The organism is Binatus sp. (SeqCode) (assembly GCF_049584895.1).
GTDB lineage: Bacteria > Desulfobacterota > Binatia > Binatales > Binataceae > Binatus.
Genome location: NZ_JBAUYR010000082.1, coordinates 1 through 20,944 on the forward strand (window position 1 = coordinate 1; position 20,944 = coordinate 20,944).

Below are 20,944 nucleotides of genomic sequence, written 5' to 3' on the forward strand. Positions count from 1 at the left end.
CCTGCGGGCGCGGCGAGCCACTGACGCGGCGAATCGCCGCGTCAGGGAGAACTGTGCCTCGCCACAAGTGTCCGGTGCGAGGCGCAGTCCGGTATTATGATGTTGCGCGCGCATAGCGCGCGCGAACGCATTGACAGTCAAGCTCACAATCGCGATCCCAACACACAATCGCGCAGCGCTTGTGCGCGACATGCTCGCGAGCGTCTCGGCGCTCGCGATACCGGCGGACGTCGAGGCCGACTGCCTGGTCATCGACAATGCGTCGACTGACAACACCGCCGCAGTAGTCGACGACTTCGCGCGCAGTGCTGCGCTTCCGATGCGGCGAGTCCTCGAGCCGCGCCCGGGTTCGAGCTTCGCCCGAAATCGCGCGGTGGACGAGACCACATCGGACTACATTTTCTTTATCGACGATGATGCGGTCGCTGAGCGCGATTGGGCCGCCGACCTGCTCGATGACATGCGGCGGCGCGACCTCGATGCAGCGTGCGGGATGGTTCTCCCGCGATGGTCGTCGACACCGCCTAAGTGGCTCGGGCCGAGCCTGTGGGTCAAGCTCGCAGTCCACGATAGTCGTGCAATCGAGTCGGCGCCGGTGTCATCTGCCGAGCGGCTGGACAACTATTTCAGCGCCAATGTGGGATTCAAGCGGTCTGCGTTCGAGCGTTTCGGAAAATTTCGCGAGGACCTCGGCGTGGTCGGCGGCAATCCTATCTCCGGCGAGGATACCGAGCTGTTCGCACGAATATTGGCGCGGGGCGGCACGATCGGCTTTGTTCCGAGCGCGATCGTGAATCATATGATCCCGCCGGAGCGGATGACGCGCGCGTATCTGCGGCGCAAGAGCTTCGCCTTCGGCATGGGCACTGCGTTTGCGGGACTGCAAAATCACAATCGCCTGGACAAGCTGGTGCGCAACGGCGTCCGGATGGCAGCCGCGGCGGTGCGCGGCGATTCCGAGCGCACGCTCTATCACGAACTCGAATGCGCGAATTTTTTCGGCTACTGGCGTGGTCGCTTGATCGCGAGATAGCGCCGCGCCGCGTCTATCCCTTCACGTAACTCAACATCCCGCGTTTCAGAATCGACGCGAGATAAGGAATCAGGTCGAGGCTCGCAAGCTCGTCCAGCGTGACCCATCGATGCTCGACGTGTTCGTCGGCCCGCAGTTTCACGTTCTGAAAAACTGTGAGGCGGCAGGAGTAGAGCGCCTGCAAGTATGGCTCCGAAACCGTGCTGTGCAATCCCAGCAACCGGTCGATCACGACGTCCAGCGCGGTTTCCTCCTTGACCTCGCGCAGCAGGCAGTCTTCAAAACTCTCGCCGAGCGCAATGTGACCGCCGGGCAAATCCCAGCTCCCAGGCTGGTAGATCATCACCGGCGCGCGCTTGAGCACCAGGATTCGTCCGCGACTTGCGATTACGCCATGGATGCCGACATAGAATTGCTGCTCCGCCATCGTGATCAAACTAGCGAGCCGAATGCCGAGGCGCCACTTCCGCGTTTGTCGCGTGGGCTGGTCCCGCAGTACGATTCGAGCGTTTGGAGGACGAGCGCATGGAAAAATCTGAGTTCTATCGCGACGCGCGGCGCGACTTGACCGGGCCCCTCGACGGCATTCGCGTGATCGACGCCACCACGAGTTGGGCCGGCCCGATGTGCTCGTGCATGCTCGCGGACCTTGGCGCCGACGTCGTCAAGGTTGAAGCGCACGAGGGTGAAGTCGCGCGGCGCATACCGCCGGCGTTGCCGGGGCATGACAAGCAAATCGGATATGCGCAAGCGACGGTGAATCGCAACAAGCGGAGCCTGACGCTCGATCTTCGCCGCGACGAAGGCCGCGAAATTTTTCTGAAGCTCGCAGCGCGTTCCGATATCATCGTGCAGAATTTTCGTCCCGGCACTTTCGAGAAGTGGGGCGTCGGTTACGATCACGTCCGCGCGGTGAAGCCCGATATTATCTACGTGTCGATCAGCGGCTACGGGCAGTTCGGCCCGATTCACGATCGCGTAGCGTACGATCCGCTCGCGCAGGCAATGGGCGGGTTCGTTTCGATTAATGGCAGCCCCGACGGACCGCCGACCAAAGCGCCGACCTGGCTATGCGACGATCTCGGCGGATTGCATGGCGCGATCGGGGCGCTCGCGGCGCTGCGTCATCGCGATCGCACCGGCGAAGGGCAGCATGTCGACGTCGCGATGCTTGACGCGATGCTGTTTCAGTCCAACGGCAACCTGACGCTGGGCGCGATGGACCTCGAAATCAAGCGATGGGGCAACGAGTTTCCGTTCTCGGTCCCGGCCAACACGTACCAATGCCGCGACGGGCTCGTGATGGCGGGCGTGCTGCTCGATACGCACTGGAAGGTGCTGGCGCGAATGGCGGGACGCCACGATCTTGCAGACCGCGACGACTTCACGACGATGCCGGGCCGGATGGGCAATCGCAAAGAATGCGACGCGATGTTCGCCGAGTGGTGCGCGTCACGCACAGTCGAACAGGCCGTCGACGAGTGCGCGAAAGAGGGAATCGCATGCGCCAAGGTCAGAACTTACGCGGAAGCTGCTCGATGCCCGCACACTCTCGAGCGCGATATGCTCCAGCAAGTCGAGCAGGAAGACGGCAAGCCCGCGCCGATCACCGGGCCGGCGGCGAAGTTCTCGCGCACGCCGACGCGAATACGAACCGGCGCGCCCGCTCTGGGAGCGCATACAGATGAGATCCTCGCGGAGCTGGGAATCGACGGCGACGCACGCAAGCGGCTGCGCGATAGCGGCGTCGTCTAGCGTCGGCCCCATCCGCCGCCGCCGGGCGTCTCGATTCGAATGCGATCGCCCGCCTTCAAGTCGATATTCGTTTTGCCGGGCAAGCTGCTGTGTCGCGTTCCGCGCACAAGAATATTTTTGCCGGTCGCGCCCGGCCCTCCGCCGGCAAGTCCGTACGGCGCGATTTTCCGCCGCTCGGTCAGCACGCTCACGTTCGAATCGACCAGGCATTCGAGCTCACGAATCAGTCCGTCGCCGCCGCGCGCGCGCCCAGTCCCACCGGAGCCGCGCCGGATTCGATACTCGGTGATTCGCATCGGGTAGTAGGCCTCGAGCGCTTCGATCGGCGTGTTGAGCGTGTTGGTCATGTGCGTGTGGATGCCGGACGCACCGGGCCGATCCTTCGCCGCGCCCGCGCCGCCGGCGATCGTTTCGTAGTAGGAAAAATGCCGGTCGCGAAATTGGTCGAAGCCGCCGACCGTGAGATTCGACATCGAGCCCGAACTCGCTGCCGGAATTCGATTCGGCGCGGCCTTGGCGAGCGCACGAAAAAGCACATCGACAATCCGCTGCGAGGTCTCGACGTTTCCGCCCGCGACCGCTGCAGGAGCCAACGCGTTGACGATCGAGCCGGGAGGCGCGACGAGCTTGATCGGACGCATCAGTCCCTCGTTGGCGGGGACATCCTCGGTCGCGAGGCACTTCATCACATAGAATGTCGCAGATAACGTGATTGCGTAATTCGCGTTGACCGAGCCGCGGACTTGCGGCGCCGAGCCGGTGAAATCGACGAGCGCCTTGCCGCCGCCAATCTTGATCGCGACGCGAATCGGAATCGGACCGGTGCCGAATCCGTCATCGTCGAGAAAATCTTCCGCGCGATAAGTTCCGGGCTTAAGCTCGCCGAGCGCAGCAGTCATCAGGCGAGCCGCGTATTCCTTCAGCCCATCCATCGCAGCTTCGACGGTTTTGCGGCCCGATGTTTTCACGGTCGCGAGCAGGCGCTCCGACCCGACCGAGAGCGCGGCGATTTGCGCGCGCAGATCGCCTTCGCGCTCCTCGTGGACTCTCGTGTTGGCCAGAAATAGCGTCATCACGTCGCGAGCGATCTCGCCGCGCGTCACAATTTTCACCGGCGGCAATCGGAAACCTTCCTGGTAGATTTCCGTCGCGAGCGCCATCGATCCCGGCGCGATTCCGCCAATATCGGCGTGATGGGCGCGATTGGCCGCGTAGGCGAATGGCCGGCGCTCATTGCCGATGAATACCGGCGCGACCAACGTCAGGTCGGGCAGATGGGTTCCGCCGTTGAACGGATCGTTGAGCGCCGCGATGTCACCACGCTCGAGATCGAGGTTCGAGATTGCCGCGCGCACCGAGAGCGGTGTCGAGCCGAGATGCACCGGGATGTGCGCGGCCTGTGCGACCAGCTCGCCGCGCGCGTCGAAAATCGCGCAGGAAAAATCGTGCCGCTCCTTGATGTTGGGTGAGAACGCCGTCTGTCCAAGCACTACGCCCATCTCGTCGGCGATCGCGGCTAGGCGATTATTCATCACCGCCAGCGTGATCGAATCGAGCTTCATCGCGTCGCCTCCAGTTGCAGATTGCCGAAGTCGTCGACGCGCAAATCGAATTCCGGAGACACGTAGGCGGTGGAACTCAATTCTACGACGATGACCGGGCCCCGCACGCGAGCGCCAGCGCCAAACGTGTCTCGATCGTAAATCGGGACCGTGCGTTCACGGCCATCGACCAGCACTCGCCCGCTTGAAATCGGCGTTGGCTTCCCCGTCTGGCGAGCGATTCGTTTCGCCTTCGCTATCGATTCTCCGCCGACTGCACGGACGCGGATATTCACAACTTCGACGGCGGCGTCCGAGTTGGAATGTCCGAAAGTTCGGCGATGCGTCGAATGAAAGTCGGCGATGAATTGCGGCGCGAGCGGGATTTCGAGTTCGTACGATTGCCCGCGATAGCGCATATCGGCCCATAGCTCGTGCCGAATCGCGCGCGCTCCTTCAGCGGCCAGTTCGGCGCGCGCGCGACGGATCAGTCCCGCGGCGCGTGCGAGCAAATTTCGATAGCTCGGATTCGTCGCGCGCACTGTCAGCGAATACTCGCGCCCCAGGGGAGCGCTCGATGCGCCCCACGCACACAGCAGGCCGGGATTTCGCGGCATCACGATTCTCCGGATGCCCAGGTCCAGCGCCAGCTCGCAGGCATGCATCGGGCCGGCGCCGCCGAACGCCAGCAGCGCGAAGTCGCGCGGATCAAAGCCGCGTTCGACCGTGATCACGCGAATCGCGCGCTCCATGTTGGCATTGACGACGCGAATGATTCCGCGCGCCGCCGTCAGCGAATTGGTCTTCATCTCGCGAGCTACTCGCGATACAGCGCGCGCTGCCCGATCTGGATGGAGCTTCATCTGCCCGCCCAGGAAATTCGCCGCGACCAATCTCCCCGCGACAAGGTCGGCGTCGGTCACGGTGCACAACTCGCCGCGCCCGTAGCATGCGGGTCCAGGATCCGCGCCTGCACTGTCCGGGCCGACGCGAAGCGAACCGCCGGCGTCGATTCGCGCGATCGAGCCGCCGCCTGCGCCGACGGTGTGAATGTCGATCACCGGCGTGCGCACCGCGTAGCCGTCGGGATGACTCAGCGTGCGGATTCGCGCGCGGCGATCGAACAGCGAGACGTCGGTCGAGGTCCCGCCCATGTCGAACGTGATGAAACGATCGGTGCCAAATGCGCGCGCGAGGCTCGCCGCACCAATCACGCCCGCCGCGGGACCGGAGAGAATCGTTCGCACCGGCTCTGCGCGGGCCAGCTCGGTGCCGATCGCGCTGCCGTTGGATTGCATGACGCGAAGGTGCGCGCCTCCGAGACGAGTTTCGAGGTTTTTCAGATGCGACGACATCCGCGGCGCGACGTACGCATTCACCACCGCACTCGAGAAGCGCTCGTATTCGCGGTACTCGGCGAGAATGCGATGCGACACCGAAAGCGGCTTTCCAAGTGGCGTGAGCGCCCGCGCGATCGACTCCTCGCCTTTGGGATTCGCGTATGAATGAAGCAGGCAGAGGGCGAATGCCTCCGCGCCACTGCGTGCCGCGAGCCGGCGGATTCGCGCCAACTCCGCGCGGCTCAGCGATTTGACAATGCTGCCGTCGAACAGAGTGCGCTCGGCGACACCGAAGCGCATCGCGCGAGTGACGAGCGGCTCGGGCCGCGACGGTGCCAGCGCGTACAGGTCGTCGCGATTCTGGCGACCTATCTCGATCAGGTCTTCGAAGCCGGCGTTGGTGAACAGTGCGACGCGCGCGCCTTTCTTCTCGAGCAATGCGTTGGTCGCGACTGTGGAACTGTAGGTGACGGACTCCGGCCGCGCATCGGCCAGCATCTCGTGGAGGCCGCGGATGACAGCGTCGGCAGGATCGGCCGGTGTCGAGAGCACTTTGTGCACGCGAATTTCGTTGCCGATGATCGCGACGAGGTCGGTAAACGTGCCGCCGGTGTCGATTCCGACCAGTATCGGCGCGCGTCTACTCCGGTTCACGACGCTCTCAGTAGAATTTTGAAATTGAGCGGATTCTTCGCGGCTTCGAAGGCGGCTATGCCATCGGCGAGCGGGAAGGTGCCGTCGATCAGCGGACGCGGATCGATTTTGCCTGTCGCGAGCGCGTCGAGCGCGGGCTGAAAGCGGCCGCATCGCGAGCCGATCACAGTGATTTCATTAACGACGATCGGTGCCAGGTTGATCTCAGCCGCGGCTGCCCCGGTGCTCTTCAATATGATCCTTCCGCGCGGGCGGACCAGTTCGATCGCGCGGCGAAGGCCGAATTCGTTTCCGGTGCAATCGATCACGACGTCGAATTTATCGCGCAGAGCAGATTCTTCGGCGGTCTCGAGTCCGAGTTCGACCAACCGCGCGAGTTTCTCCCGATGATGTCCTGCTACGATCGGCAGATACTTCTCGCCCTTGAGGGTCATCGCGATCAGCGCGCCGAGACGGCCATCGCCGAGAACCACTATCGTTTGATTTCGCGCAAGATGAGTCTGCTCGAAAATCTCGTACGCCGCCGCGAGCGGCTCGACGAACACCGCGAGGTCGTCGGGTATCGAATCGGGAATCGGAATCAGGTTGACGTCGAGGAGCCTGAGGTACTCCGCGAAAGCGCCGTCGCGCCCGAGGATTCCGAGCACTGTGCGATTGGGGCAGTGTCGCGCGAGATCGGCGGAGCACATCGCGCATCGGCCACATCCGGCGTTGATCTCGCCAACCACGCGTTTTCCCCGGAGTGCCGAGCTTTGCGATTCGACCACGCGGCCTGCGAATTCATGACCCGGCACGCCGCGATATTGCATGTAGCCGCGCGCGATCTCGAGGTCGGTCCCGCAAATACCCGCAAGCGAGACGCGAACGATGCTCTCGCCCGGACTCATGACCGGATTCGGATGGTCGCTGCGAAATTCCAGTTCGCGATCGAATACCAGCGCGCGCATAAGGTGCGCCCGATTCAAACAAAAAAGCCGCAGGGTCGGCTACCCCACGGCTCAACGCGGTTTTTAATTCAGTTGTTGAAAACGATCAGTCGGCGGCCTTTGCCGAGACCGATTTTTCCGACGACGGTTTCGAGCGCGATGGGTTTTTCGACTCAGTCGACGACGATTTTGATTCCGTTGCAGGCTTCGATTCGGTGGCCGGCTTCGACGACGCGTCGCTCGACGATGCCGTCGTGCCGTTGGTTGCAGGCTTTTCTGTGGTCGATGCCGAATCCGAGTCCGTGCCGCTCGGCGTGCTCTTTTTGGCGTAGTCGGTCGCGTACCATCCGCTGCCTTTCAGAATGAACGAGCCGCGCGACATTTGACGCTCGACCTTGCTCTTGCACGTCGGGCACTTTTTGAGCGGGGCTTCCTTGATTCCCTGCATCGCTTCGAACACGCCGCATTTGTTGCACTTGTATTCGTAGATTGGCATCGCAAAACCGAGACTGCTGATTGTTAAATTCGAGCTTCGTTACACTCTAGCTAACCACCAAATGTTACGCAGTCAACTGAACGGGACATTGTTCGCCTTCGATTCGCCTCGCGAAATTAGCAGTCGCGGCTTCGATTTGCTGAATTGACGTATCGATGATGCACTCGAAACCGCTGCCACTTACTCAAGAGTGTGTCACTCGATGTCCTCTTGGCGAGTAAGCGATGTCGCGAGGTCGTCATTCGATTGCACGCTTGCGCGAGACCGCCAACCTAAGCACGCAACCGCTCCGGCACGGCATCTGCAATTACCGCCATACGTCCAGATCAAAATCGCACAGTCATTTGGGAGGGCTCCAGTGAAACGTAACACCATGACGGCGCTCGTATGCGCTATCTCGATCTTCGCGACAGGTTCGGCGTGGGCAGCGTCCTCGAAACAATCTCGGCAACTCACGATTTGTCAAAATACCGAGTTCGCGTTGTGCGCCGCGTCCACCTGCGTCGCCACCGGCGGCTTCGTGAAGAATAACCAGGGCAAGAAGTACTCGGCCGCGTCATGCGAATGTCCGATTATCGTGGGCGACAACGTCGCAGACCTCAACGGCGGCAATATGAAAGGTAGCTGCACGTCGTCGAATCCTAATCTCGTGTACTCGACCTTCGAGTTCGCGGACTCGTTCCCACAGCTGATCGCCGGCACATGGCAAGACGCGCCATCTGTTATGCAGGTTTGTCCTTCCCAGGATTCGTTCTCGCAATGTTGGAATTGGGCATGCACACGCGACGGCACTCAGAATGGTATCGCGCTCGCCGCATGCACCTGTCCGATCGAGCAAACCAGTGATGCGTTCGTTACGCAGGCAGGCCAGGGAGACTCTTCAGCCTGCGCCGAACTGCCGGTTGGAGGACCGCTCTTTTTCAATCCAAGTTCGACGCACACCGACGGCGGCCACTGAGCCGCGCGCCGGCGACGCTACTTTGGGTTGGCGATCTTCCTCAGTCGAGATGCGACCTTGATTGGTTCGTGAGTGACGACCCGGATCGTTTTGCGGCGCGACGTTTCTCCGCGAACGATCAGCAGGGCCGATCGCGGCACGCGCATTTCGTGGGCGAGATACTCGATCAGTTCGTCGTTCGCTTTACCCTTGTCGGGCTGTGAGTGTATTGCGATGACGAGGCGATCGTCACTGACGCCGATCACGCCGCGGCGCGACGCACCCGGCCGCGCGGTCACCTCGATTACTACTTCGTCGATAGACACTCGCATCCAGGGCGAGTCTGCCGCGGGCGGATTTCCGTTTCCGCTCGGACTCACGTGTAGGCTGGAATCAGCATATGCACCGCACTCGGAATGATGACGCGCTGGATTAGCTGAATGCCGATAATCACGATCAGCGGCGAAAAATCGATCCCGCCAAAGACCACCGGGATGTGCTCGCGGAACCATTCAAAGACGGGCTCCGTCACCGAATAGAGGAAGCGGACGATCGGATTGTAGGGATTCGGCTCGATCCACGTCATCAGCGCAGCGATGATCACGACGTACAAGTAGAGCGTCAGCAGTCCGTCGAGGGTCTGCGCAATGAAGATGATCAGGTTGGTCCAGGCGTACACGCGAAGTCGCTTTCGCTAGTTGATTCCGCGGCCAAGTTCGCGCGAGCGATCGCTGGCGGCGTGCAGTGCGGATGCCACGATATCAGAAAAACCATTCTCGGCGAATCGGCGAAGTGCGGCCTCGGTAGTGCCGCCGGGCGAAGCGACGGCGCGAATCAAGTCGGCGACCTCGCGCTTAGATTCGCGCATCAGGTGTTCGGCGCCGCGAATCGTCTTCAGCGCCATGCGGATCGCCAGCTCGCGCGGGATTCCCTCGCTCACCGCGGCATCCGCCATCGCTTTGGCGAACAGGTAAACGTAAGCGGGTCCGCTGCCCGAGAGGGCAGTGACGACGTCGAGCAGCTTTTCGTCCTTGAGCGCGACCGCATCGCCGACCGCGTTGAAAATCTTCAGCGCGAACGCTTCGTCGGCTGGCGACGCACCTCGCGCACGCACCATCGCGGCCATCCCGTGACCTACCATCGCGGGCGCATTCGGCATCACGCGAATCACTCGAGCGCGCTTGCCCAGTCCGCGCGTCAGCCGCTCGATCGTGATGCCGGCGGCGATCGAGATGAAGAGCTTGCCCTTGCCGGCGGTTTTTTTGCTGGCCTTCGCGAGCTCTGCCGCGAGTTCCGCCATCACGTCGTCGATTGTCTGCGGTTTGACGGCCAGCAGTACTGCGACGGACTCGCGCACGACTTCGGTATTGTCGTCGGTGGTCGCGACTTTGAGCGCGCGGGCAAGTTTGCGCCGGCGCTCCGGCGCAACGTCGGACACTATTATCTCGGCAGGCTTGAAGACCTTGTGCTGGATAAGGCCGTGGGCGAGCGCCTCGGCCATGTTGCCGCCGCCGATGAATCCAAGTTTTTTCATGTCACGTTTCTACGATTTCACTTTTTCACTGGTCGCGTTTCACGCGATGCGTTCGCCGAAGACTGCGCGACCGATTCGCACCATCGTCGCGCCTTCCTCGATCGCGACTTCGAAGTCGTCCGTCATCCCCATGGAGAGTTCGCTTAGCGCATAGCCCGATTGTGTCGCAAGGCGATCGCGCAACTCGCGCAGCCGCGCGAAGTAGGGACGCGCGCCCTCGGCGCTGCGAGTAGGCGGTGGAATCGTCATCAGGCCGTCGACTTCGATCTTTTCACGGGCCGCATCCAAAATGGCGGCAACTTTTTCCGGCGCGACTCCCGTTTTGCTCGCCTCGGCGCCGAGATTCACTTCGATCAGTGCGTGAACACGCGGGGAAGGTTGCGCGCGAGCGAGCGCCTCGGCCAGGCGCACGGAATCGACGCTGTGGATCAGCTCAAACGCGCCGGCGGCGGTCTTTGCTTTGTTAGTTTGCAGATGGCCGATCAGATGCCATCGAATGTCAGTCAGGTCCGCAAGCTCTGCCCGCTTCGCGATTGCCTCCTGCACGTAGTTCTCGCCGAAATCGCGCGCGCCTGCTTCCCACGCAGCCCGAATCGCCTCGCTCGGCTGCGTCTTGCTCGCGAGCACAAGCCGAATCGACGACGCGTCGCGCCCCGCCTTGTAAGCAGCCGCGCCGATCCGTGCTTGCACGATAACCAACCGCTCTTCGAGTGCGTAATCGATCGCCATTTTGGCTAAGTACGCTTCACGCCGTGCCGAGCTAGCGCTGCGACCACCCGCTCGGTCGGCAAGCCCATCACGTTGTCGCGCGATCCTTCGACGTGCGAGATAAATCCGCCGCCGACGCCCTGGATTCCGTAAGCGCCGGCCTTGTCGAACGGCTCGTCGGTGGCGATGTAATCCTCGATTTCGGCGCCGCTCAGTTTGCGAAAGGTGACCTTGCTCTCGACCGGCGAGCTCTCGAGAATTTTACCGTCTTGCGCAACCGCGAACGCAGTCACGACCGTGTGAGTGCGCGCGGAGAGCATCGCGAGTATCCTGCGCGCGTCGGCGGCGTCAGCAGGTTTTTCAAGAATTTGTGTTTCGCATACGACGATAGTATCTGCCCCAATCACGATCGCTTCGCGGAAGCGCGACGAAACTGCGATGGCTTTGTCTCGCGCCATTCGAAGCGCATAGTCGCGCGCCGGCTCGCCCGCGATATGCTGCTCGGGCACCATGCTCTCGATCACCTCGAATTCAATTCCGGCTCCAGCGAACAATTGACGCCGCCTTGGCGACCCCGACGCTAAAATCACTTTGATAGAATCACTCATCGCGTTCCGACTGTTGCCAGACGCCTCGTGCTCCCGCAAGCCTCATCAAATGGTGAGCCCAATTGAAGCCGCCGCGACCATGCGCTAACCAAGATCAGATGAAAACGAGATGGTGGTGCGGTGGTGTGCTCCTGGTGTTGTGTGTTGCGCTTGGCGGATGCGCGTCGGCGCCAGCTCGCGCGGAGTCGGCAGCCACTCCCGCGCAGGCTGCTCAATCTGCCCAAGGCGTGCCCCAGCCCTCCACGGCCGCTCCTGGAGCCGCGACGCTCTCGCCGCCGACCGACGGGCAGACTGCGTTCCTCGACGGATATCGCGCGTATAAGAGTCACGACAACCCGCGCGCGATCGCCAATCTCAAATTTGCCGCCGATAATTTTCCCGCGCTCGGTGACTACGCGTTGCTTTATCTCGCGCTCGCGCAGCACGACCAGGGCGACCTGAATGCGTCCGCTGAGACACTTGACCGGCTCACCGGGACATATCCGGACAGCGTGATGATCGATGCGGGCGAGTTGATGTTGGCGGACAACCTGCTGAACCTCGGACGCAACCCGGAGGCATCCGAAGTCGCGTCGCGGCTGATCGCGCGCGGTCCGGAAGCGCCGATAGAGCAGGGCGCGCGCATCGCGGAAGCGAAGTCTCTCATCGCGCTCGGAAATCCAAAGTCGGCATACGCGCAGCTGATGGAACTGCGCGACAAGTATCCGCATTCCGACACCGATGCGGAAGCGCGCGTTCTCGTTCGCGAGATCCTCGCGTCGCATCCAGAGGTCGCCGACACGAACTCGCTCGCGTACCATCGCGCGGAATCCGAGTTGCTGCTGCGCGAGGGCGCACTGTCCGAGGCTGAGGAGCAGGCGAACGCGGGACTTGCGATGAGTCCCGAGCCTGCGGTTCGCGCTGAGTTGGTTTGGGTGACGGCGCGGGCGTTTAAGCCGGAGCCCGACCGCGCCAAGCGCGCGATTCTCGAGTATCTGCAAATCGCGCCAAGCGGACCGGACGCGCCGGCGGCTCTGGAAGCGCTCGCGTTGATTTACTGGCACGACGATCAATACGATCTCGCACGCGCGGCGCTGAACCGGCTCGTCGCGAATTTTCCGGCCAGCGAGCGCGCGCCCGGCGCTATTCTCCGCATAGGCAAAATCTTCGAAGAACAGCATCAGCTCGATTCCGCCCGCGCGCAGTATCGGCGGCTGGCCGCGCGTTATCCTCGCAGCGACGCCGCCGAGGACGCGCGGTTCCGCATTCCGTGGACGCTATATCTCGCGCACAACTATCGCAGCGCGGCTCCCGAATTCGAGAGCGCCAGCATGCGAGCGAAAGATCCGATCGATCGCGATATGTGCGAGTACTGGCGCGCGCGTGCGCTGGAGAAGGCCGGCGACGCAGGCAGCGCTCGCGCGATTTTCGAAAAATTGGCAGACAGCACCGATAGCAACTACTATCCCGAGCTCGCCAGCCGGCGAATTGCCGGAGGCAAACCGGATCTTCCGGCCGCGTCCGCGCCCGATCCTCAATCCATCGGAACTCCCGCGGTCACTGGCGTTGCCGAGTACCACATGGCGCGGCTGCAAACGCTGCGCGCGCTCGGACTCAAGGAACTCGAGCCCGACGAGCTGAAGGCCCTCGAAGAGCACGCAGGCGGGACCACCGAGATGAGGCATTTCGTGCTGGCCGGATACGCGAACGCCGACGCCTGGTACGACGCGATCGTTGCTGCCACGCATATGGAAAAGAACGGGCAGTTGAGCCACGACGTCGCCGAGCGCGTTCGCTATCCGCGCGCATACTGGAATCTTTTTTCGTCTGCGTCCGCCCAACGCGCGCTCGATCCTTACCTGGTGCTCGCGCTGTCCCGGCAGGAGAGCCTGTTCAATCCGAACGCCACGTCGAGCTCAAATGCGCGCGGGCTCATGCAGTTGATTCCGTCGACGGCGCGCAAGATGGCGTCGCAGAATGGAATGGATACTGAATCGATTCATCTGTACGATCCCGCGGTTAACGTGCGGTTGGGAACCACGTATCTGAAAAATCTGTTCGAGATGTTTCACGGCGACGAGTTCCACGTAGTCGCCGCGTACAACGGGGGCGAAAACGCCGTCTCGAAGTGGCTCTCTGAATTTCACGGCGCCGACGACGAGTGGGTCGAAAATATCGAGTACAAAGAGACGCGCGACTACGTAAAGAAAGTGATCGGCGGCCGCCGCGAGTACCTTCTGTTGTATCAATCTCACCCGTAGCGCGCGCTTGACAGCTTGCGCCGCATCTCAGCACACTCCGGTTGAGAAACTCGGAGAATTTTTTGGCGTCACGCGAATTCAAAGCGGTCTTTTTCGATCTCGATGGCACCCTGGTCGATATCCACGGACCGTTGTATATCGCCGCGAAAAACGCGCTCGACGAGCTCGGGCACGAACCTCCTCTTACGCATGAGCGCTTTCGCGAAGCGCTTTCCGCCGACGACGTCTGGCTCGGAGTGCCCGAGCATCTGAGGCCCGAGTACGCGAAGCTTGCATACGCGTACTTCCTTGCGGAAATCGACAAGACCGAACGGCTCGAAGTTTTGCCGCATGTGCAGGACACTCTCGCCGAGCTCAAGCGTCGCGGCTATGCGACCGGCGTGATCACAAGCAGGCCGGGAGATTCGCAGCGGCTGGTCGAGAAGCTCGCGATGGTCGGGCTCGCGTCGTACCTCGACCACGTCGTGACGCAGACCACGACCTCGCTGCGCGCGCTCGACAAGACCGAGAGTCTCAAGCAAACCGCGCTGAAAGCTGCGGTGCTTCCGCGCGCGTGCATGTACGTCGGCGACGAGCCGCGGGACATCATGGCGGCTCTGGGAGCTGGTTTCGGCGCGTCGGTCGCGGTCGCCACCGGAGCGGCGTCGTTCAACTATCTGCAGACGCATCAGGTGTTCAAACCCGATCACGTGATTCATTCGATGGCCGAATTGATCGACCTAATCGATAGCCTGAAAGCTGAAACGGTCGTGTAGCGATGGCGCGCTTCGAGCAATACGAAGAACCGCCGCGCGCGCTCGAAGGCCTGAAGGTCGTCGAGTTGCCATGCCTCGACACGATGCCGTTCATGGCGGCGTCGATGGCGGCGAAGTCATTCGCGGATTTCGGCGCCGAGGTCGTCAAGGTCGAGCCGCCGCGAACCGGATCGCAGGAGCGCGCGCTCGGACCGTTTCGCGACGAGATGCCCGACCCCGAAACCGGCGGCCTCCATCTCTATCTCAACACCAACAAGCTTGGCGTGACGATCGATTTGGAAAATCCGCGTGAGCGCGACCTAGTCCTCGATTTGCTCGCGTCGGCGGACATCGTGTTCAATCCGAATCGTCCCGAAGTAAACGAGAAGCTCGGAATCGATTGGCGCAAGCTCACGGCACGATTTCCGAAACTGATCGTCGTCTCGATAACTTTTTTCGGCGCCGAGTCAGCCTACAAAAATCTGCGCGGCGGCGACCTGGTCGCCACCCACATGAGCGGGGTCGGCTACGAGACCCCGTGGCATCAGGTGACCGATCCCGAAAATCAGCCACCGTTGAAACTTGGCGGCCGGCAATCTGACTATTTGACTGGCTATACAGCGGCGGCCGCTGCGATGTGCGCACTGTATAGTCGAAAGAGTAATGGCGCGGGGCAGCATGTCGACGTCGCGCAGTGGTTTTCGATGATCAGCATGGTTCGCCCCAACATCGGATTTTACTCGCATGAAGATAAGAATTCCGACTCGTTCCAGCGGCTGTACTCGCGTCAGAAAAGGGCCGCCCAGTGGGTTTATCCGTGCACGGACGGATGGGTGAGCTTCAACGCCGGCACCGATCGTTTTTGGCGCGGAGCGAAGAAGGCGCTCGGACATCCGGACTGGATGGATACCGAGTTGTTCAACACAGTTTCAGGGCGCGCTTCGAATATCGACGCGATCGAGGCCGGAGTAATCGACTGGCTATCTACGACTACGCGAAATGAGGCATTCGAGAAGGCGCAGGCGGAGCACGTGCCATGCTTCCCGGTGCATTCGCCGGCCGAAGTCGCGGGCAACGAGCAATACAAGGCGCGTAAATTTTTCGTCGATCTCGATCATCCCGCGGCGCGCGAAGTGCGGATGCCCGGTGCTCCGTGCAAATTCTCGCGAACGCCGTGGCGAATCGTGCGCGGCGCGCCGCGCCTCGGCGAGCACAACGAAAAAATACTCCAGAATCGTTCCGTCGAAAGCGGCGCCCGAAATGCTCGAAGGAATCTCCTGAAAAAGCCGCTGGAAGGAATTCGCGTCGCCGACTTCGGCTGGATCTTTGCGGTCCCACACGCGACCGCGTGGCTCGGCGCTCTGGGAGCCGACGTAATCAGAATCGAGACGTCAGGTGCGCCTGACCTGGTGCGATATTTGACCGGCACCGACGGATCGATCGGCGCGAACCGCAGTGGAGTATTTCACGCGATCAATTCTTCGCGCCGCAGTCTCGCGCTGAATCTTGCGACGCCCGAGGCGCAGGAAATCGCGCGCAAGATCATCCGGCAGAGCGACTTCGTCACCGAGAATTACACCGTAGGCAACATGGCGAAGTACAATCTCGCCTACGACGATCTCGTCAAGATCAAACCCGACATAATCATGATGAGCGGCACTCCGCTCGGACAGGACGGCCCATTCGCGCGGACTGTGGGCTTCGGTCCGACCACGCAAGCGTTTGCCGGTTTGTGCCATATAACAGGTTATCCCGATTCGTTCCCCTGCGGGATTGGCGGAACCTGGCCGGATTTCGCGGTGGGGACGGGCATGGTGTTTTTTCTGCTCGCTGCCCTGCACTATCGCGACCGCACCGGGCAGGGGCAGTACCTCGACTTGTCGATGGCCGAGATGGTTACGACGATGATGCCGGAAGCGATGATGGATTTTCTGATGAACGGGCGCGACCAGGCCGCGATCGGAAATCGCGACGAGTCGATGGCGCCGCATAGTGTATTTCCTGCCGCCGGTGACGACAGGTGGATCGCGATCGCGATTGCCAGTGACGACGAATTCGCAAAATTGTGCGAGGTGTTGGGAATGCCGTCGATGGCGGCGGACCCGAAGTTCTCGCGACTGTACGGCCGGCTCGCGAACGTCGAGGAACTCGAGCGCGAAATCGCGACGCGCACCCGCGCGCATGCTCGCGACGAACTGGTCGCGAAACTTCGCGCACGCGATCTCGCTGCGGGGCCGGTCTACAACACTCCTGAGGTAATAAATGATCCGGCGTTTTCGGAATCGAGCATGCTGGTGAACTTGAAGCATGGCGAGGTCGGCCAGCGCGTAGTGCCAGGGCTTCCGGTGCGGTTCAGCGCGATCGATCTCGAATATCGCGGCGCGCCGATGATCGGCGAGCATACGGATCAATTGATGAGCAAGTTGCTCGGCTATAGTGCCGCGGAAATCGCGCGGCTCAAAGAAGCAAAGGTGCTGATCTGATTATGGCAGAAGCTGGTGCTATTACTCACGGTGGCGGGGCTCGGCCCGGTGCGATCGCGGTTTGGATTCAGGCGATTCGGGCGCCTTCGCTGAGCGCGGCGGCGATCCCGGTACTGTTGGGAGTTGCGGTGGCCGCGCGCGAGGGATTTTTTTCGCTGGGACGGATGATTCTCGCGCTGGTCGGCGCGATGGCGATTCAGGCCGGCACCAACCTTATCAACGACTACTACGATTTCCGCAGCGGCGCCGACAGTGAGCAGTCGCTCGGGCCGAGCATGGTGATTCAGCGCGGCCTGCTGAGTGCCGACCAAGTCTGGCGTGGTGGAATCGCTGCCTTCACGATTGGAGCGCTTATTGGCCTGGTGCTCGTTTACCTCTGCGGGTGGCCGATTCTCGCGATCGGAATTCCGAGCATCGCGGCCGGGTACTTCTATACCGCGAGCCCTGTGTCGCTCGCCTACGTGGCGCTGGGCGAGTTGACGGTCTTCATTTTCATGGGACCCGCGATCGTTATCGGCTCGTACTTCGTGATGGCGATGCACTTTTCACCGTCCGCGATTTGGGCATCGATACCGCTTGGATTCCTGGTCGCGGGAATTTTGCACGCCAACAATATTCGCGACATCGAGAGCGACACTCGCCATGGAAAGCGAACGCTCGCGACGATCCTGGGACGTGCGGGCGCGAACTACGAGCTGATCACGCTGGACGTTGCGGCGTACGCGACGACGATCGTTGCGATTGTGCTGCACGCGCTTCCGTGGATCGCGCTGGCAGTGTTTATAACGATCCCGCGCGCGCTCGATCAGGTTCGAATCATGACGCGCGAGACCGATCCGAAGAAGCTCAACCTTGGTCTCTTTCGATCGATCCAGCTCCACATGGAGTTCGGGCTGGTGATGATCGCGGCATTTCTGATCGCAGCGTTCGCCGGCTGGTGACAGCTGCGTGTGGAAGGAAAATTACGCCACGCGACCAAGGCTGCAAGACTAACCAGCCGGCCACTTTTCGACCGGCTGGCCCTTCCCCGACCCGACGAAAAATTAGATCGAGTGCTTACGGCGAGATGCCGGGCGTCACGCCGCCCGACGAATCTGCAACACTGCCGCTTGCGCCTGGTCCTGCCGAGACTTTGCCGGCGCCCGGATCAAGCGGCGTTACCGTACTGCTAACGCCGGTGGTCGGGTACGGCGGCGGACTTCCCATCGTCACCGAGGTCGTAGGGTCGCTGCCGGTTCTGCCGATCGGCGCCGGATACGCAGCGCTTACAGAACCTGTAGTCGAGAACGGCGTAGCAGGGCTCGTTGCCGGCGGCGTCGAGTTCATCGAGGTTGGCCCGATCTCGGTGGTGTTGAAGGGAGTATCGGCGCTGCTGCCCGACGGCGAGGACTCGTACGCTGCGCCCGGATTTTCAGGTCCCGGAGGAGCCGCAGGACCGTTGTATGGTGCGTTCAGGTCGGCTGCGGGCGAAACCGGAATCGAGAAGCTCGGCTTGTAGATCTCGCGAATCTGCGACGCCGGCATATCGTGAATTTCCTTGCGGCCGAGCGAGTTGACGAAACGCTGGCGTTCGTCGAGCGCGAGCTCGCGCAGCTCACTCTTGTTGCGGACGATATGCGGCGTCAGGAAAACGATCAGGTTGTCCTTCTGCTTGTCGCTCGATTTGCTGCTGAACAGGTTGCCGAGCACCGGGATGCTCGAGATGAACGGCACGCCCTGGTTGTTAATCTGATCCTGGCTCGCGAGCAGGCCGCCGATTACCGCGGTGCGATGGTTCTGGATCAGCACGGTGGTCGAAGCTGAGCGGATCGTCGTCGTGGGCCCGAGCGTCGCGTTCTGGGTGCCGTTGACGACGTTGGAAACTTCCTCGTAGAGGTCAAGCTTGACGTAGTCGCCTTCGGAAACCTGCGGCACGATGTCGAGCGTGATGCCGACGTTCTGGCGGTCGACCGAGTTGAAGATTTGTCCGGGCAATCCCGCGTTGGCCGACGCCGATCCGACGAACGGCAGGTTCTGTCCGACGACGATCATCGCTTCTTCATTGTCAGCGGTGAGCAGCGTCGGTGCGGAGAGCACGTTGGCGTGAGTGTCGGTTTCAAGCGCAGTCATGAGCGCGACGTCGCAAGGAAGTTTGAGGCTGCCGGTAGTGGTCCCTGTTCCGGTGCCAGCGCTCCCTGAAGCCACCGCTAATGCCGCGGCAGGAATCGTACACATCGTGTTCCCGGCGAGGCCGAGGCCAAGGCCGGTGATTGAGAGCGGGTCGGCCAGCGTATTCTGGAGCTGTCCAAAATTTAGCGCGCCGACACCGAACACACTTCCGCCACCGATACCGTTGGAATAGAAACTGACGCCCAACTCACGCTGGCGCTCAGCGGAAACCTCGACGATAACAGCCTGCACGAAAATCTGGACGCGCGGAGTATCGAGGTCGTCGATAATCTGCTTGAGGGTCTGCCAATCCTGCGGCGACGCGCTGATAACCATCGCGTTGGTGGCAGGGTCAGCAGTGACATTTACCGGATAGGAGAAATCGATGTTCTTGCCGGGTGAGCTGGCCGACGAGGAACCGCTGCCGCCTGCACCGCTCATCGAGCCTTTGCTGCGCAGCCCGCCTCCACCACCGCCGAAGCCGCCGCCGCCGCTTGAACCGCCGAAACCGCCGCCGCCACTGGATCCGCCGAAGCTTGCGCTACTGGCCATCCCGCCGATCCCACCACCGCCCATTCCGCCGAAACCCGAGCTGCCCATGCCGCTGGCGGCGTCGTTGAAGCTCGAGCGGCCAAGCGATCCTTTGCCGGTGGTGGGCGAGAGCGTGGTCGGTCCGCTGCCCCCATTAAGCAGGTTGTTAAGCACCTGGACCATCTCGAGCGCTTGAGCGTTCTTGAGCCGATAGACGTGGATTCGCGAGGTTGCCAGCGGAGGCACGACGTCGAGCTTGAAGACGATGTCCTGGATCTCGCGCATCTGTAGCGGCGGCGCCATCACGATCAGGCAATTGGTGCGTTCGTCGGGAATCACTTTGTAACCGAGCGAGGGGCCGGTGGCTGACGTCGCAACGCCCATTTGCGGCCGTATCAGCTGGGGATTGCTGCTGCTGGCGGCTCCCATCTTCGCTGCCATGAGCTGATCGATCTCGGGCGCCAGCTCACCGGCAAATGCCAGCTTGAGCGGAATGACTACGATCGAGGCCTGCTCGCCGCGCACGTCGAGCTCGCCGATTATCTGGACCAATCGCTGGACGTTGTAAGCATCGTCAGTGACGATGACGGTGTTATCTCCGGGAAATGCCGCCACCAGGCCGTCGTGCGAGATCATCGGCTGGATGACGCCGATGATGGACGCGGCGTCGATATTCTTAAGCCGCACCATTCTCGTGACGTATTCATCGCCGCTGGTCTCGGCGGGAGTCTGCGAGGTAGTAAGCGCGGCGTTCGAGCGGACGTTGCGCGCGGGCTCAATCTTGATGATCTTCCCGGCCTGAACGGTGGTGAAGCCTTTCACCTGCAGCACTGACTGAAAGATCGAATAGGCCTGCTCGGGAGTGACCTTGCTCGGCGAGATAATCGTAACCTTGCCGCGCACCGATTCGTCGATGATGAAGTTGCGGCCGGTTATCTCGGAGATGAACTTGGCGAGAACGGGAATATCCACGTTCTGAAAGTTCATCGTAATGGTGTTCTGAGGAGGCAGCCCTGCGGATTCGACAGCCAAGGCGGGGGTTTGAAGATTAAGCGTGGCGAATAGCAGTGCTGCGGTCAGGGTCCCAAGCAAAAAACGGCTCATGCGATCCTCCGCATTTCGGGTCAAAGCGACGGTGAGCATATTTCACGACCGCCGCACAGCGCAACCCGGAATTGTTGCAAATGTCACGAGGCTCGGCGACTATGACGATTCTCAACTCGATTTGATTCAATCGAACAAAGAAAAAAGACATTTCGCCGTGCAGCGCGAGTGC

General features: G+C 61.6%; 18 protein-coding genes. 7 read left to right on the forward strand and 11 right to left on the reverse strand.

What is annotated here, in order from left to right:
- Positions 1 to 130: 130 nt before the first annotated feature.
- A complete protein-coding gene (locus tag WB650_RS14475; protein ID WP_422303494.1) occupies positions 131 to 1,033 on the forward strand; it encodes a glycosyltransferase family 2 protein in 903 nt (300 codons plus the stop codon).
- A 13-nt stretch (positions 1,034 to 1,046) separates the two neighbouring features.
- Here the strand turns inward: WB650_RS14475 and WB650_RS14480 are convergent, their stop codons facing one another.
- Positions 1,047 to 1,460, reverse strand: coding sequence for an NUDIX domain-containing protein (locus WB650_RS14480; RefSeq protein ID WP_422303493.1), 414 nt, complete (start codon positions 1,458 to 1,460; stop codon positions 1,047 to 1,049).
- A gap of 98 nt (positions 1,461 to 1,558) precedes the next feature.
- Between WB650_RS14480 and WB650_RS14485 the strand changes: the two genes are divergently transcribed.
- Positions 1,559 to 2,788, forward strand: coding sequence for a CaiB/BaiF CoA transferase family protein (locus tag WB650_RS14485; RefSeq protein ID WP_422303492.1), 1,230 nt, complete (start codon positions 1,559 to 1,561; stop codon positions 2,786 to 2,788).
- Here WB650_RS14485 and WB650_RS14490 read toward each other — a convergent pair.
- The 4 genes from WB650_RS14490 to WB650_RS14505 form a co-directional block, all read right to left on the reverse strand.
- Complete coding sequence (locus WB650_RS14490; protein WP_422303491.1) at positions 2,785 to 4,350, reverse strand: hydantoinase B/oxoprolinase family protein; 1,566 nt, start codon at positions 4,348 to 4,350, stop codon at positions 2,785 to 2,787. The two genes, WB650_RS14485 and WB650_RS14490, sit on opposite strands and share 4 nt — an antisense overlap.
- Positions 4,347 to 6,323: a hydantoinase/oxoprolinase family protein gene (locus WB650_RS14495; RefSeq protein WP_423960956.1), complete on the reverse strand. Its 1,977-nt coding sequence runs from the start codon at positions 6,321 to 6,323 to the stop codon at positions 4,347 to 4,349. Before WB650_RS14495 ends, WB650_RS14490 begins: the two co-directional genes overlap by 4 nt.
- Positions 6,320 to 7,270, reverse strand: a complete 951-nt coding sequence (locus WB650_RS14500; protein ID WP_422303489.1) for an MDR/zinc-dependent alcohol dehydrogenase-like family protein — start codon at positions 7,268 to 7,270, stop codon at positions 6,320 to 6,322. The genes WB650_RS14495 and WB650_RS14500 overlap by 4 nt, the downstream gene beginning before the upstream one ends.
- Before the next feature lie 85 nt (positions 7,271 to 7,355).
- Positions 7,356 to 7,745 (reverse strand): FmdB family zinc ribbon protein, encoded by a 390-nt coding sequence (locus WB650_RS14505; RefSeq protein WP_422303488.1) that lies wholly within the window; start codon positions 7,743 to 7,745, stop codon positions 7,356 to 7,358.
- A 358-nt stretch (positions 7,746 to 8,103) separates the two neighbouring features.
- Here WB650_RS14505 and WB650_RS14510 point away from each other — a divergent pair, with 358 nt between their 5' ends.
- A complete protein-coding gene (locus WB650_RS14510; RefSeq protein WP_423960959.1) occupies positions 8,104 to 8,703 on the forward strand; it encodes a hypothetical protein in 600 nt (199 codons plus the stop codon).
- 17 nt (positions 8,704 to 8,720) lie between these two features.
- On the opposite strand, the gene WB650_RS14515 is transcribed toward WB650_RS14510, so the two are convergent.
- From WB650_RS14515 to WB650_RS14535, 5 genes are read right to left on the reverse strand one after another with little or no spacing between them, the layout of a single operon-like run.
- Entirely contained in the window at positions 8,721 to 9,014 is a 294-nt protein-coding gene (locus WB650_RS14515; RefSeq protein WP_422303486.1) for a DUF167 domain-containing protein, read from the reverse strand.
- Between the two features lie 44 nt (positions 9,015 to 9,058).
- Positions 9,059 to 9,361 carry a YggT family protein gene (locus WB650_RS14520; protein ID WP_422293138.1) on the reverse strand — a complete coding sequence of 101 codons (303 nt, stop codon included), beginning with the start codon at positions 9,359 to 9,361 and terminating at the stop codon, positions 9,059 to 9,061.
- A 15-nt stretch (positions 9,362 to 9,376) separates the two neighbouring features.
- A complete protein-coding gene (gene proC / locus WB650_RS14525) occupies positions 9,377 to 10,216 on the reverse strand; it encodes a pyrroline-5-carboxylate reductase (RefSeq protein ID WP_422303485.1) in 840 nt (279 codons plus the stop codon).
- A 39-nt stretch (positions 10,217 to 10,255) separates the two neighbouring features.
- Complete coding sequence (locus tag WB650_RS14530) at positions 10,256 to 10,945, reverse strand: YggS family pyridoxal phosphate-dependent enzyme (protein ID WP_422303484.1); 690 nt, start codon at positions 10,943 to 10,945, stop codon at positions 10,256 to 10,258.
- Between the two features lie 5 nt (positions 10,946 to 10,950).
- Entirely contained in the window at positions 10,951 to 11,532 is a 582-nt protein-coding gene (locus WB650_RS14535; protein ID WP_422303483.1) for a Maf family protein, read from the reverse strand.
- A 98-nt stretch (positions 11,533 to 11,630) separates the two neighbouring features.
- Between WB650_RS14535 and WB650_RS14540 the strand changes: the two genes are divergently transcribed.
- The 4 genes from WB650_RS14540 to menA all read left to right on the forward strand — a co-directional run bounded on the left by WB650_RS14540 (position 11,631) and on the right by menA (position 17,930).
- Complete coding sequence (locus tag WB650_RS14540) at positions 11,631 to 13,772, forward strand: transglycosylase SLT domain-containing protein (RefSeq protein ID WP_423960962.1); 2,142 nt, start codon at positions 11,631 to 11,633, stop codon at positions 13,770 to 13,772.
- Positions 13,773 to 13,834: 62 nt separating this feature from the next.
- Complete coding sequence (locus WB650_RS14545) at positions 13,835 to 14,527, forward strand: HAD family hydrolase (RefSeq protein ID WP_422303481.1); 693 nt, start codon at positions 13,835 to 13,837, stop codon at positions 14,525 to 14,527.
- Positions 14,528 to 14,529: 2 nt separating this feature from the next.
- Positions 14,530 to 16,989, forward strand: coding sequence for a CaiB/BaiF CoA transferase family protein (locus tag WB650_RS14550; RefSeq protein WP_422303480.1), 2,460 nt, complete (start codon positions 14,530 to 14,532; stop codon positions 16,987 to 16,989).
- A 2-nt stretch (positions 16,990 to 16,991) separates the two neighbouring features.
- Complete coding sequence (menA, locus tag WB650_RS14555; RefSeq protein WP_422303479.1) at positions 16,992 to 17,930, forward strand: 1,4-dihydroxy-2-naphthoate octaprenyltransferase; 939 nt, start codon at positions 16,992 to 16,994, stop codon at positions 17,928 to 17,930.
- A gap of 115 nt (positions 17,931 to 18,045) precedes the next feature.
- On the opposite strand, the gene gspD is transcribed toward menA, so the two are convergent.
- Positions 18,046 to 20,772: a type II secretion system secretin GspD gene (gspD, locus tag WB650_RS14560; RefSeq protein ID WP_423960964.1), complete on the reverse strand. Its 2,727-nt coding sequence runs from the start codon at positions 20,770 to 20,772 to the stop codon at positions 18,046 to 18,048.
- Between the last annotated feature and the right edge of the window lie 172 nt (positions 20,773 to 20,944).

Coding starts and splice junctions, on each gene's coding strand:
- WB650_RS14480 (WP_422303493.1), bottom strand. CDS start 1,460: ATGGCGGAGCAGCAATTCTATGTCGGCATCCATGGCGTAATCGCAAGT.
- WB650_RS14485 (WP_422303492.1), top strand. CDS start 1,559: ATGGAAAAATCTGAGTTCTATCGCGACGCGCGGCGCGACTTGACCGGG.
- WB650_RS14490 (WP_422303491.1), bottom strand. CDS start 4,350: ATGAAGCTCGATTCGATCACGCTGGCGGTGATGAATAATCGCCTAGCC.
- WB650_RS14500 (WP_422303489.1), bottom strand. CDS start 7,270: ATGCGCGCGCTGGTATTCGATCGCGAACTGGAATTTCGCAGCGACCAT.
- WB650_RS14505 (WP_422303488.1), bottom strand. CDS start 7,745: ATGCCAATCTACGAATACAAGTGCAACAAATGCGGCGTGTTCGAAGCG.
- WB650_RS14515 (WP_422303486.1), bottom strand. CDS start 9,014: ATGCGAGTGTCTATCGACGAAGTAGTAATCGAGGTGACCGCGCGGCCG.
- proC (WP_422303485.1), bottom strand. CDS start 10,216: ATGAAAAAACTTGGATTCATCGGCGGCGGCAACATGGCCGAGGCGCTC.
- WB650_RS14530 (WP_422303484.1), bottom strand. CDS start 10,945: ATGGCGATCGATTACGCACTCGAAGAGCGGTTGGTTATCGTGCAAGCA.
- WB650_RS14535 (WP_422303483.1), bottom strand. CDS start 11,532: ATGAGTGATTCTATCAAAGTGATTTTAGCGTCGGGGTCGCCAAGGCGG.
- WB650_RS14540 (WP_423960962.1), top strand. CDS start 11,631: ATGAAAACGAGATGGTGGTGCGGTGGTGTGCTCCTGGTGTTGTGTGTT.
- WB650_RS14550 (WP_422303480.1), top strand. CDS start 14,530: ATGGCGCGCTTCGAGCAATACGAAGAACCGCCGCGCGCGCTCGAAGGC.
- menA (WP_422303479.1), top strand. CDS start 16,992: ATGGCAGAAGCTGGTGCTATTACTCACGGTGGCGGGGCTCGGCCCGGT.
- gspD (WP_423960964.1), bottom strand. CDS start 20,772: ATGAGCCGTTTTTTGCTTGGGACCCTGACCGCAGCACTGCTATTCGCC.